The organism is Yoonia sp. JB2-21, from assembly GCF_055693545.1.
In genome coordinates this window covers 40,392-53,259 of the sequence record NZ_JBVFUC010000005.1, presented here as the reverse complement: position 1 = coordinate 53,259, position 12,868 = coordinate 40,392, and the positions used below count along the sequence as shown (strand labels likewise).

The 12,868-nt window shown below is 53.5% G+C and carries 11 protein-coding genes and 2 pseudogenes; 4 read left to right on the top strand and 9 right to left on the bottom strand.

What is annotated here, in order from left to right; genetic code table 11:
- Positions 1–17 precede the first annotated feature (17 nt).
- A complete protein-coding gene (locus ACZ1G5_RS19440) occupies positions 18–644 on the bottom strand; it encodes a DsbA family protein (protein ID WP_472734544.1) in 627 nt (208 codons plus the stop codon).
- Positions 645–837: 193 nt separating this feature from the next.
- Between ACZ1G5_RS19440 and ACZ1G5_RS19435 the strand changes: the two genes are divergently transcribed.
- Positions 838–1,107 carry a winged helix-turn-helix transcriptional regulator gene (locus ACZ1G5_RS19435; RefSeq protein ID WP_472734606.1) on the top strand — a complete coding sequence of 90 codons (270 nt, stop codon included), beginning with the start codon at positions 838–840 and terminating at the stop codon, positions 1,105–1,107.
- Positions 1,108–1,930: 823 nt separating this feature from the next.
- Here ACZ1G5_RS19435 and ACZ1G5_RS19430 read toward each other — a convergent pair.
- The 4 genes and pseudogenes from ACZ1G5_RS19430 to ACZ1G5_RS19415 form a co-directional block, all read right to left on the bottom strand.
- On the bottom strand, positions 1,931–2,908 hold the full coding sequence (locus tag ACZ1G5_RS19430; protein ID WP_472734543.1) for an IS5 family transposase: 978 nt from the start codon (positions 2,906–2,908) through the stop codon (positions 1,931–1,933).
- Positions 2,909–3,401: 493 nt separating this feature from the next.
- Positions 3,402–4,472, bottom strand: a complete 1,071-nt coding sequence (locus ACZ1G5_RS19425; RefSeq protein WP_472734542.1) for an alkene reductase — start codon at positions 4,470–4,472, stop codon at positions 3,402–3,404.
- Positions 4,473–4,582: 110 nt separating this feature from the next.
- Complete coding sequence (locus tag ACZ1G5_RS19420; protein WP_472734541.1) at positions 4,583–5,107, bottom strand: hypothetical protein; 525 nt, start codon at positions 5,105–5,107, stop codon at positions 4,583–4,585.
- Positions 5,108–5,162: 55 nt separating this feature from the next.
- Positions 5,163–5,297, bottom strand: a pseudogene (locus ACZ1G5_RS19415) (IS6 family transposase); the annotation flags it as partial.
- Positions 5,298–5,638: 341 nt separating this feature from the next.
- Here ACZ1G5_RS19415 and ACZ1G5_RS19410 point away from each other — a divergent pair.
- Positions 5,639–6,062 (top strand): annotated as a pseudogene (locus tag ACZ1G5_RS19410) (integrase core domain-containing protein); the annotation flags it as partial.
- A gap of 81 nt (positions 6,063–6,143) precedes the next feature.
- Here ACZ1G5_RS19410 and ACZ1G5_RS19405 read toward each other — a convergent pair.
- On the bottom strand, positions 6,144–6,542 hold the full coding sequence (locus ACZ1G5_RS19405; RefSeq protein WP_472734540.1) for a nuclear transport factor 2 family protein: 399 nt from the start codon (positions 6,540–6,542) through the stop codon (positions 6,144–6,146).
- Positions 6,543–6,566: 24 nt separating this feature from the next.
- Entirely contained in the window at positions 6,567–7,103 is a 537-nt protein-coding gene (locus ACZ1G5_RS19400; RefSeq protein ID WP_472734539.1) for a redoxin domain-containing protein, read from the bottom strand.
- A gap of 70 nt (positions 7,104–7,173) precedes the next feature.
- Between ACZ1G5_RS19400 and ACZ1G5_RS19395 the strand changes: the two genes are divergently transcribed.
- A complete protein-coding gene (locus ACZ1G5_RS19395) occupies positions 7,174–7,791 on the top strand; it encodes a TetR/AcrR family transcriptional regulator (RefSeq protein ID WP_472734538.1) in 618 nt (205 codons plus the stop codon).
- A gap of 33 nt (positions 7,792–7,824) precedes the next feature.
- Here the strand turns inward: ACZ1G5_RS19395 and ACZ1G5_RS19390 are convergent, their stop codons facing one another.
- Both ACZ1G5_RS19390 and ACZ1G5_RS19385 read right to left on the bottom strand, forming a co-directional pair.
- Positions 7,825–10,923 (bottom strand): efflux RND transporter permease subunit, encoded by a 3,099-nt coding sequence (locus ACZ1G5_RS19390; RefSeq protein WP_472734537.1) that lies wholly within the window; start codon positions 10,921–10,923, stop codon positions 7,825–7,827.
- Between the two features lie 10 nt (positions 10,924–10,933).
- A complete protein-coding gene (locus tag ACZ1G5_RS19385; RefSeq protein WP_472734536.1) occupies positions 10,934–12,001 on the bottom strand; it encodes an efflux RND transporter periplasmic adaptor subunit in 1,068 nt (355 codons plus the stop codon).
- Between the two features lie 199 nt (positions 12,002–12,200).
- On the opposite strand from ACZ1G5_RS19385, the gene ACZ1G5_RS19380 reads away from it, so the two are divergent.
- A complete protein-coding gene (locus tag ACZ1G5_RS19380) occupies positions 12,201–12,842 on the top strand; it encodes a TetR/AcrR family transcriptional regulator (protein ID WP_472734535.1) in 642 nt (213 codons plus the stop codon).
- Positions 12,843–12,868 lie beyond the last annotated feature (26 nt).

Genomic DNA, 12,868 nt, shown 5'->3' with positions numbered 1-12,868 from the left:
TCGTTTAGTTCACATATTCATTCGGTCGCTAGTCTTCGAAACTCGTTGAGGAATGCATCTGGTTCATATGTCGACGGGATAGAGCCAAGAACCTTGTCCTCAGGTGACGCCACAAACACGGTGGGATACCCTCGTGGCTGTAGGCTGTTACAGCGGGCATAAGCCTTCGCTATCATGGGGTCTTTCAAGGTTGCATTCACAATCTTCTGAGTATCCAGTTTCGGCAATCCAAGTTGCTCTGTAATGTCGTCATATACCTCTGGCTCATTGAGATCCGCACCCTCCTCGTAATGCACTTCTTGCAACCTGTGCGCAAACTCAAGCGCATGGTCGGCAGACAGCTTATTCACTTGTAGGACGGCCTGTCCGGGTCTTTCAGACGACGCATCTACAGTCTTCTTTTGGGCAATGAATCTGTGGAATGCCTCGCTTGGCTTGCGACCTGTCACCTGCTCCAAATGAACCTCTGCCTGACGGATATGTGGAATCAACGAGGCATAGGGTCTGGGTGGGGTCCCGATAAAAAGACCTCCAGGCAAAACCTCGACCTGGACTTCAGGATACCGCGCGACAAAGTGGCGAAGGGCTGGGATTAGTCCATAACACCAGCCACATAGAGGGTCATAAGCATAGATTAACTTCACTTTTGAGTTCATTTGGTGCCAAGCCTTTGCGCAAAAACGTTTTCCATTTCACAAGTTCATAGCAACCGATGCGCAAACGCTCTACATGCACATATGATCGTTACAAACATGAATGATAGCGCATGGCGAAAGACGTGAACTTTAAGATCCCTACCCCCTTTCGACGCGGTGTCCGGTCGAGAGCACGGTTGCGCTGATCGGGGGCAAATGGAAGCCCTACGTGTTGTTCAACCTCTTAGACGGCTCGAAGCGCTTTTCCGAGTTAAAGCGAATCATACCCAAAGTTTCCGACCGCATGCTGACCCGCGCTCTGCGCGAATTGGCAGACGACGGATTGATCACGCGTCAGGTCATTGCTCAGGTCCCGGTTAAAGTCGTTTACGCGCTGTCAGAGGATGGAACGTCATTGGTGTCAATATTGGACCAGATGATAAATTGGGCGCAAAATCGATCACTTTCCTGAGAGTCGCAGTGCAACAAACTTCTGTTTCTAACAAGAACTGTGGCAAGCGTCGGTGAACAACAGTCAGCTGAAAAGATGCTGTTCCATTCCGGTCATTCACGCTCGATGCAGTATTTTGCAAAGTGGGTTCAGAGCCGCCTAATGCTGATGCGGCAATGTCGGTGCGGCAGGCCGACCAACACCGGCCATATGATCCTTTGGCCAAGCCACTGAAATCGCAGCTGGTCCTGCGAAGAGCACGCATTGGCTGATCAGCGGCTGTCGTTCGCGCTCTGGGCGGCGACACCTAACAGCGAGCCCATAGTTCCATCTTCTATTCACAAGATGAACGGCAGCTTTTTCGGCAAACTTGCTGTATGCAAAAAATCAAGGTGCCAGCTACTGCACGGCTCAATCAAATATGGACCAAAATTCATGCCAAAACTCGCAGTATTTCTAACTCTGACAACAGCCACGTCTGCGTGTGCTGAGCCTTCAATACTGGACCTTCATGGATTGGCGCGTTTCGGTAGAACCCAATGCGTCAGCTAACGGGGAGATAGTGTTGTGCGCTGCCTTTACCGGAAGCGACGGTTTTCCTGTGCTCGAGATAGCGATATCTCAAAATGAAAACACTCCAGCCGGCTACCCGACGCCAATATCGAAAGAAAGTGCACATCGCGGATACGAAACATTGCTTCAGCCAGAACAATACGTGCTATTTGTTCCTGACGCTGGCCATGCTGTCGAAGCAGCGGTCACAAGCGGTGTTGATGGAGGATTATTCTGGGCGTTGTTGCATGGATAAACCGGAGCTCGTAACGCGCCCTGCCCGAGATAGAATTCAGGCGGTGCGTTCGAAAAGTGGGCGTCCCAGTTCGGTCATCCGGTTGAGAACGCGGACGCCAATCTTGGCTTCTGTTCTTTGATTTTCGAAGGCGCGCGCTTTTAATTTCGGGCCGTTAACAGCCTTCCAGCGACCCATGAGGGTTTCGCCCCGGCTGCGTTGATTGTAACCAGTGGTTTTCTGCCAGGCCATCCGCCCGCGGACTGCGATCTCAGCGATATGACAGTCCCGTGCCGTCGGATTTTCGGCCGCATTGGAACTCTGGATGGCATTTCTGGGAGGGGGGATCGCGACCGCGATCGGAGGTCCGAACCTGGCTGCAAGCAGCGCATAGGTCGGTTCGCCATCATAGGCCCCGTCTGCCATAAACTGATCAACTTGGCCGTCGATTTGATCCAACAGATCTGGCAACGCGGTTGGGTCACCAACATCATCCATGGTTAGATCCGCGCAGACGATCTCGCCAATGACAAGATCAAGACCGAGGTGCAGCTTGCGCCAAGATCGCCGTTTGTGCTTGGTTTTATGCTTTTGCTCAAGCCACTCGACCTCGCCGAAGATCTCTAGGCCAGTGGTGTCCATCACCAGATGGATCGGAGCGCGGCTGCCTGATTTTTGCCTTTCAGACAAAGCCAAACCGTTGCCCTGGCGCGAGAGCGTCGAGAAATCCGGCACCGCGATCTCGACCCCCAACAAACCCGCGATACTGCGCATCAAACCTTGGGTCTGCCGCAGCGGTTGGTGGAAAACCATCCTCAGCGTTAGGCAAGTTTCAATCGCCAAATCAGAGTGGCGTGACTGCCCGCCTCGCGTTGTTCGGCGTGGCGCCGACCACAGATCAAGCGCGTCTTCGCTGACCCAAACCGTCAGATCACCGCGCTGTCGCAGGCCTTCGTTATACGTAGACCAGTTGGTCACCCGGTGCTTTTGCTTCGGGATCTTGTCACGACGATCAGCGTTGAACTTGTACGGCATTTATAGCTTCCTGAAAGGAACAGACTGCTGTGATATCAGTGGAGGCGTAATCCATGCAACAACGCCGCTCACATGGGTCCTCGCCCAAATCGCCGACCACAAGATCACACGCTTCGACGAGATACTCCCCTGGCGTTACGCTGCACAAGCAGCGTAACAGACCTCGCGATCCTTCAACAGGTCGGGTTCAACGGACGGGCACATTCCTAGTCTCAAATTAACAGCTCAAACCATCGAAAAACGCCGCAATCTTACAATTAACTGCTAAGTGACAGCAAGGCCAGCTCGATCAAACAGGAGCCTCACTATTCAAGCAATTTACCGCACCCGCTGGATAACTATATCTTCATGATAACCGTCTTTTCTCAATAACAATAATTGCGACAGAACCGCCTTACGCCCTGCGAATCCATGTGCAAAATCCGGACATTCGAACCAGATTAATCTATCCGAAATCCAATCTACCAGATGCTTGGATTGACCATTTCGGGCATCAAAGCTTAGGATAATCGGTGTAGCCGCGGGCATCGCCGCCATAGAACGCCGCCATGTCGCCCTCGGCCAAGGTTGCGTCTTTGGCAAAGCGGTCGGGAAGATCGGGGTTGGCGATGAATAGTCGACCGAAGGTGATCGCGTCGGCGCGTCCAGCATCTAAGGCCGCGTTGCCCTTGGCTTTGTCGTAGTTGCCGTTGGCGACATAGAGGCCTGTCCAGTTTCGACGTAATTCGTTGATGACCGCCGCCTCTGCTGCGGTTGATGGTCCCATGGGGGATTCTTCGCTGACCTCAAGAAAGGCTAAGCCGTAGGTATCAAGCTGCGCGATCACATGGGCAAATGTGCCCGCCACATCACCTGTACCCACATCATTGTAGGTGCTTGTAGGGGACAGTTTGACTGCCACACGGTTCCAACCCCAGATGCCGTTCATATCCTCAACCAACTCGCGTAGGAACCTGAACCGGTTTTCGATTGATCCGCCATAGGCGTCGTCCCGTTGGTTGGATACCTCTTGCAGAAAAGTATCCACCAGATACCCACCTGCAGCATGGATCTCGACACCATCAAAGCCTGCATCCATTGCATGCTGTGCCGCCGCCTTGTAGTCGGCTCGCAACTCGGCAATTTCGTCTAGCGTTAAAGCGCGAGGTGTTGGCGGGGCCTCGAAACCGGTAATCGTCATCACTGGTGTTGTGCTGGCAATGGCGGATGGACCAGACACCTGCCGCCCGTCAGGCATGTGGCTGCCGTGGGCCGCACGACCCGCATGCCAAAGCTGGGCAAAGATCAGCCCGCCTTTGTCATGCACGGCGTCCGTAACCTTGCGCCATGCGGCGGCTTGGTCAGCCGTGTACAGTCCGGGGCAGCCTATGTGCCCGGACCAGTTGTTCACCTGAGTAGCCTCTGCCACGATCAACCCCGCCTCTGCCCGCTGGCCGTAATACTCAACAGTCATGGGCAGTACGCGCCCGCCCGGTGGCGTGCGATAGCGGCTCATCGGGGACATGAAGATCCGGTTGCGGGCCTTGCGCGGACCGATGGCAATTGGGTCAAAAAGCGTCGTCATAGTATAAACTCCGTGGCTACAGGTGTGGACACTCAGGGTAAGCGATCAGGTGAAGGAGGCGTTGGCGGGGAAGGTTTTAGTTATACCACGCATGAATTTCAGGCTACTGGTCATTGAAGGCAGTTGCTTGGGATGTTGGCTATATCATCCATCTCTAACGCACGTTCTTCGCTCTTTACGAACAGGGTAATTTCGGTAAAGGGTGCGTCGGCGGTCTGAACCTGCGCCCGTTCTTTGCTGCATGCGAAGACAGCAAAAACCTCGATCCCAACGTCTTTCAAGATACGCAAGATCTCATTTGCCGAGCGCTTACAGCGCGCCCAGATATGGCAATGTTTGCCGCCATACACCATGATCACCTGCCAGAAATATCCCTCACCGGCTCTGCCAGGAGTCAAACCACAACCGGCGAGTTTTTGGAGGGGTTTGACGGAATACGGGTCCTCGGGGGTCGGCCTGTTGAAGTGCACTGGATGCTTCCTTGACTTTTCTAACGAACGATAAGTAAGTATGTTGGGCGCATCGTCAAGCATTTTATTGTGAACGATAAAGATAAAATGCACACAAGCTGTATTGCATAGATCGTTTTCTGTCTTGGCGGACTGTTCTGCCGAAATGATCCGGGACTTTTGCATTAATTGTCGTGGGGTTTGTTATTATGGGTGCGTGAAATCGGTCATACATTTTTTTGAAAAGCCTGAGGGCAGAGCTAGCCTTGCCCCGCACGCCCGGTTGTTTGTTATGGATGTGGTTGCATTTGACGGTTCGGATGGTATCGATGCCACTCAGGGTCGCCTTTGCCGCTCTCAAGGAGCGGAAGCTCTGGAACCATGTTGCACGGATCGCGCGTCCATCTTAGCGGCATTTGTGTGACAATGTGAAACTGGTCGATGCCGTTCGGGCACAATGCGAGTTTTCGTCACAAGTTTCCGAAGGCCAAATATTTTCTTAAGAACTGGGCGGTTTACAGTGAATATCTGCGCCTGCAGGGCGATGTCTTAATTTGATCCGGCAACTTTGGCCTGCCGTCGCGCGGGCGGTCCCCGGAAACGTGGCGGTAAGCTCCGAATTCTATCGAGATACTATTCACTTTTTTGGCTTCATGGAGATGGATAAATCGATGACAGTGTTCTTGGAAGAACACATGCTGTGGTGTTCGCTCACCCTCATCCGGCTGCGATCAGGTGCACGTCATCCACAAACCGCGGCTACTCAGCGACAACGGCTCAAGCTACGTCTCGGGCGATCTGGCTGAGTGGCTACATGACAAAGGCATGAAGCACTCCCGCGGTGCGCCATATCATCCGCAAACCCAAGGCAAGATCGAGCGGTGGCATCAAACCCTCAAGAACCGCATCTTGTTGGAAAACTACTTCCTGCCGGGTGACCTTGAAGCTCAGATCGAAGCCTTCGTCGACCATTACAATCACCAGCGCTATCACGAGAGCATCAACAACGTCACACCCGCCGACGTCTACTTCGGACGGGACAACGCCATTCTGAAACAACGCCATTCTGAAACAACGCCAAAGGATCAAACAAAAGACACTCGAAGCGCGACGCTTGCATCACCGTCAGCACGCCGCATAATCAAAACAACAAGATGAGCCAAACTCTCGCTTAGTTTAGGCCGCCTTTGGTCCCAAAAACCCTGACGACGGACATGGGGTGTTAGACGTCTTCGGGACGCAGGAAGATCACTTCACGGGTGACCTGCCAGCGGTTGTCTTCGTGAACGAGATCAATACTCAGCAGGAGTTCCATGTTGACGCCGCTGAGGTCGTTCTTGCGCGACAACAGAACATGGGCGTTATCGCCATCCACGTTAATGGAATGGTATTTGGCCCAAGTGTTCATCGGCGGATCACCGGCATCGCGCTTAGAGGTGAAAAGCCCCTTGAAGGCATCTTTGTTGGCAGTGTTCATGTTGTGATCGGTATCGATCATCACGACATGCAAGTCGTCGTGATAGATACGGTCCAGCACATCCACATCATAGGTGGTTGCGGTGTGGATCAGGTCATCGATGGCCTGACGGACCTCTGCTTCGCGTGCGTTATCAAGTGCCATAAGTCTTTCCTTTCGTGAGAAGGTTTAGGCGGCTAGTGTGCCGCGGATGGGATAGTTGTTTTCGGGGTTGCGAATAAACCGAAGCCCGCCCAGCAGGGTCTTCAGATCTGGCCGCGCAAAAGGCGCGTTGGAAATATCCGTGACTTGCACCTTGCCCGCATCATTGATCACGAAGATGCCTGGCTCTGCGAAGGGGCGGTCGATTTCTTCTGCGGAGCGCGGGGTCGAGACATAGAGACACAGGGCACGCATCTGATCGACGCTCAGATCGTAGCCAACGGAGTAGTTGGGCTCGACCAGCGCCATCTGATCTTTGGCTTTCACTTCGGGATCCGCAGAGACCGCAACGATATCAACGCCAAGTGCGCGGTACTCTTCGCGCAGAGCGGCGAGCTCTTTGAGGTAGGTCGTACACATCGGGCAATGCTTACCGCGATAGACAACGACTATTTGCCAGTCGAGGCCGTTTTGCGGCTTGCCTAGTACAATTGAACCACCACCAAGCTGCGGGACAACCAAGTCTGGAAACTGCGATCCAGCGGGGAGTTTTTCTGAGGTCATTCTTAATCTCCTTGCGTTTTGTGATGATCGTTATAAAATACATCGGAAACAGTAAGTCAAGGATTTTGTAATGAACGTCACAAAACAAGTTGGCAGGCCAAAACAGTTCGATCGCGATGCGGCGTTGCTGAAGGCTATCAACGTGTTCTGGAAGCAAGGCTATGAAGGCGCATCGATGAAGCTGCTGACCGATGCGATGGGGATCAATAGCCCCAGCCTCTACGCCGAGTTCGGGGACAAACATGCGCTGTATCTCGAAGCCGTCGACCGATACGCGCAAAACGATGCCTGTGCGCCACTGGTTGCCTTAGAGACCGAACCAGACATCAAAGACGCCATACGCGCCTTCTTTGAGGCAGCGATTGACTACTCTACACATCATGAAAGCGGGGCACGCGGGTGTTTTCTGGCCTCCTGCGTTTCGACAAGCGCAGGACATATTGACGGCGCGGCTGATCTGCTGCGCGATTCCATTGAGACGACGGACGCAAGAATCAAGGCACGGTTTGACACTGAAATTTTGCGCGGCACCCTGCCGAGTGACTTTCCATCCGAAGATCAGGCGAAGCTTTTGTTCGACCTGCGGCAAGGTTTGGTCTTCCGCGCCCGTGCTGGCGTAGCAACAAACGAACTGAAACAGGACATTGATAAGAATGTCAGAGCTGTCCTGGCACCCAGTCAGCGATGATCTGGGCGGTACCTGACAGTACCGCCCACGCCCTCAAAGTGACGGCGGTAAGATCAAAGTATCTGACTGCATTCCGTTCTTGCTTTGCATTTTAGGATCGGCCAATTGCGTTTGCGGATGACGACTGCTCTCTTTCGAAAACAGTATGCGATAAAACACTGGTGCGGCGATCAAGGTGAGGACGGTGGCAAAGGCAAGCCCGGCCATGATCGTCACTGACATCGAGACGAAGAAGGCGTCCGCCAACAAGGGAAGCATGCCAAGAATGGTCGTCGCCGCCGCCAAGAGCACAGGCCGCAAGCGCGATGTCGATGCCGTGACAATAGCAACTTCCAGTGGCAGGCCCTCTGCGCGCATCAGATCAATCTCCTCCACCAAGACAATTCCATTCTTGATCAGCATTCCCGAGAGGCTAAGCAAACCCAACAACGCCGTGAAGCTGAACGGTAACCCGGTCACAAGCAGACCGATGACCGCGCCATTCGCCGCCATGGGCACCAGCAACCAGACAATTAACGGCTGACGCAAAGCGTTGAAGAGGAGCACCGAGATCACGATCATGGTAATCACCGCAAAGGGTAACTGATTGGCAAGCCCCGTATTGGCCTTGATCGTGTCCTCATATTCGCCACCCCACGCCATTCGATATCCATCGGGTAACGCAATGGCTTCGACGTCTTGCCGGATGTCCGCCAAAACTTCGGAAGCCTGCACGTCAGGTTTGATACTACCGGACACTGTGAGTGTCGGAATACGATCACGCCGATGAAAGAGCGAATTCTGAACCTGGGCATCTAACCCATCTATCACCTGATCCATTGGTACCAACTCTCCGCTACCAGTGGATGAAACCAAGTGATCCGTCAGACCGATCCCACTGTCTTGTGGTGCGCGAAGATAAATTGGCACCTGCCGCTCTCCTTCAGGATAGACACCGGCAAGGATGCCATCGGTTGCAAAGCGCATGGTTTCTGCAATGTCAGTGCGTGTGACCCCCAGGGCCTTCGCTCGTTCCTCGGCATAGACCGGAACAATCACGGCTTCCTGCTCGCGCCAATTTGTGCGCAAACCTGCAAACTTGTCAGACCTTTCGCGCATTACAGCGATGGCCTCTTGACCCAAAGCCCGCAGCATTTTCGGATCTGGTCCTGAAATTCGCAGCTGGATCGGATCGCCCTCCCCTGGTCCGAAGGCCAATTGCTTGACTGTGAATTCTGCGCCAGGAAGAATTGTGTCTGCGTAGTTGGTCATCAACGCCATGGTCGCGGGAATGTCTTCGGCCGCCTCCATCCGTACGATGATGTGGCCGTAGCTCGCATCAGGTTTTTGAGTTGGATAGGTCAACATGAATCGTGTCGCCCCGTCCCCCACGAAACTTGTCGCCGAAACCACGCGGTCCTGTTCGGCCAACCATGCCTCAAGCTGCGCAATGTCACGGCTCGTTTCGTCGAAACTTGTACCTTGTTGGTGCTTATAGTGAACAAAAAACAGTGGTGTATTCGAGAATGGAAAAAACTGTTCCTTGATGTACCCGAAACCGCTCAGGCAGATCGCGGTGATCAAAACCAAGGCTATTGTTACAGGTAAGCGAAACTGCAAGGCCTTGCGCAGCATCGCGCCGTAGCCTTTGAATAACGCGCCATCATAAGCATCTTCTGAATTGTCCCTGCCTTGCTGGAAGGTGTAGTGGCCCATAAGCGGCGTCACCGTCAGAGCAAGGAGCCAGGACAATAGAAGCGAAATGCCGATGACTGCGAAGAGAGAGAACATGAATTCACCCGTCGAGTCCGGACTCAATCCGATCGGCGCGAACGCTAGGATGCCGATCACCGTCGCCCCCAACAAAGGCACTTGTGTTTTTGCTGCGGCCTCGGTTGCGGCCTCTCGCGACGACTTGCCGCGCAGCATGGCGGTTTGCATCCCTTCGGCAACAACGATCGCATTGTCGACCAGCATACCCATGGCAATGATCAGCGCGCCCAAGGAAATACGTTCCATCTCGATTGAAAAGGCGTACATAAAGACGAGGGTGCCCAAAACCGTCAGAAACAAGGTAACCCCAACCGTTAGCGCAGCGCGCCATCCCATAAAGACAGCGAGCACGACCACAACAATCGCGACCGACATAGCCAGGTTCACCAGAAAGGCGTTTGATGCTTCGTCGACGACCTTGTGCTGTTCGTAGATCGGATGCAGCGACACACCAATTGGCAACTCTTCAAACATTTCAGTCAGGCGATCTTCGACCTGTTGACCGACTGCGACGATATTTTCAGATGGCAAACCCGCAATACCGATTGTGAATGCATCCTGACCATCGAAGCGCACCATAAGGTTTGGGTCATCCACACGTTGCCGCGTGACCTGCGCCAGGTCGCTGATGGTAACAACAGTTCCGCTGACCCCAACAGATAGGCCCGCAATATCGGCAACACCGCCTGCCCCTTCGGGAATTTGCAGTCTCGTCTGCCCCTGTTTTCCAGCATCTGCCATGGAACTTGATGAACCGATAGTGCCAAGAAATGCATTTATCGGGATGTTCTGGTTCGCGGCTATTGCCAGATCAGGTTCCACAAAGACTGCTTCTTCCGGCAAGCCAGCCAAAGCCACATCTGAGACACCATCCACCGCTAAAAGTTCCCGGCGCAAATAACGCGCAAGATCATGTTTTTCACGGTCACTGAAACCCTCGGTCGTCACGGCGTAATACATTCCGAAGACATCTCCGAACGCATCATCAACATATGGCTGACTTGCGCCTTGTGGCAGCGTTGGGGCCGCATCCGCAACCTGGGCACGTAGCTTCGTCCAGATTGGTGGAAGTTCCGAGCCAGTGATGTTGTCAGAAATTTCGACCTCGATCAGCGAAAGCCCTGGGGTGTTGCGCGAGGTGATCTTGCCAACCTCGCCCATTTTCTGAATGGCGCTTTCGAGCGGCTCTGACACTTGCGTCGCCACCTCCTCGGCCGAGGCGCCGGGGTACTGGGTCGCAACCACCGCTACCTTGATCGTAAATGCCGGATCTTCAAGTCGTCCCAGAGACGTAAAGGCTCCGATGCCGCCAAAAAGAAATGTGAGAATCAGTATCCAGGTAAGGATGGGCTTTTCGATGCTAATGCGTGCGATATCCATTGTCAGACCCTCAATCAAAATCGTGGACAAAACGCCGAACAGCTTGCCCGTCGGTCAGCACGTTGACGCCACTGGTGACGATCTCCGCACCCGCTCCGACACCGGACAGAACTTCAATCTCTCCGGATGGAGAAACAGACAGGCTCACTGGAACGCGTTTGACGAACGCCTCATCCCCATCAGCTATCAATTGCATGACAAAGGTTTGCCCCGATGCATCCATGCCAATCGAAGATGGCGCAATTGCAATCCCTGCGGACAGATCTTTGAAGCGCGCATCAACGGTCACGGACGCTCCCGGCAAAAGGAGCCGGTCGATGGGCGCCTGCATCGCAAGCGTTACCTGGAAGGTTTGTCCAACCTCGGACGTCTCGGCATTCGCTTCCTTGAACGCCAAAGGATAGCTGTCTTCACTTCCCGGAAACCTGGCCGAAAGCTCGACATCCGGATCGTCACCGAGGACTTGTACAAGTGTTTCGGGCACGCGAATTTCAACTCTCAATTCCGAAAGGTCCAGAAGCCGCACAACTTGTGTACCGGCCGCAACAGTTGAGTAGTTTCCAACAGCGCGGGTCGCGATTAACGCATCAAATGGCGCGCGCAACGTTGATTGGCCCAGTGCATATTCCGCACTTTCCAATGCCACGGCTGCAATTCTTGCATTGGTTTGCGCATCAAGGACTTGGGCTTCGCTGATTGTCGCGCCCGCCAACTTCTCGTACCGTGCGACCGTTCGGTCGGCCTGCTGTTTGGCCAAAAGAGCGCGATCTGCTTCGATCTGAAACGGTGTCTGGTCCAGTTCGGCGATAACCTCGCCCTCGCGGACCAACTCCCCCTCAGGCGCGGTGAAAGTCATGATCCGTCCTGCTACCTGGAAACCCAGATCCACTGATTGTCGAGCTGCAACCTTCCCAAAGAAACTACGATCGGTGCCGTTCGGGGCTGGTTCAACAATTGCTGTTTTTACCAGAACCGGGCGATCTTGGGCAAAGGCGGTAGAGTTGGTGCTCAAGTACAAAGCCAAGACCATCAAGCCGATGATAGATTTCGCCAGGCTATTCAGTGCCTTCGTGTGCATTTCAGATCTCCACTTTCAAAATGTGACGATGTGTCAGCTTTTGGGTGCGCATGCTGAAAACGTCAAGTGAAAACTGATTTTACGTCAGGTATTTTCAGCAAGTTTGCGAATTTCCAGCTTGCGGCAAGTCATTTTTCGCTATATTTTGAGAAAAATCGGATATGTTTATCTGACATTTAGTCATGTATCGGGTGTAAAGATGCCAGACAGTCAAATTGAAGTCATCCGCAACCCCGTGCAAGCGCGCAGCCAAATGCGTGTTTCTCAAATTCTTGAAGCCGCGCGGGCACTCATCGCACATCGTGGGGCCGCAGCATTAAAGATGAACCAGATTGCAGAAACCGCAGGTATTTCGATGGCCTCAATCTATCAGTATTTCCCCAACAAACGTGCCATCATAGCCGCCCTGGCGGAACAAATTCTTCAAGAGAACGCCCGCCGCAATGAAGACATCCTGACAGACAAGCCACGTTCCTTGGTTCAATTGGCCGGCACGGTCACGGAACTCCTCGATCAATATTATAGACTTCAAAAACAAGATCCTGTCGTACGCGATATCTGGGCCGGATATCATGCTGACAAAGAGCTCCGCGACATCGATGACAATGATAGTGTTCGCAATCGCGACTTCATCTTCGAAGCATCACGCCATTTGTTCCGGCCAGAGGTTCATGAGCAAGCGAAAGTCGCGCTCTTGATCCTCATCAATTTCGGCGGCGCGGCTGTCACAACTGCCGTCAGCCTTGAGGACGATCTGGGCGATTTCGCAATGGAAGAGGCCAAGACAATGCTCTACGCGGCTTGGGAGGCGACTATTCTTCCACTCGGCCGAAAACGCTGACGGTCTTAGATGTGACATCGCCAGCT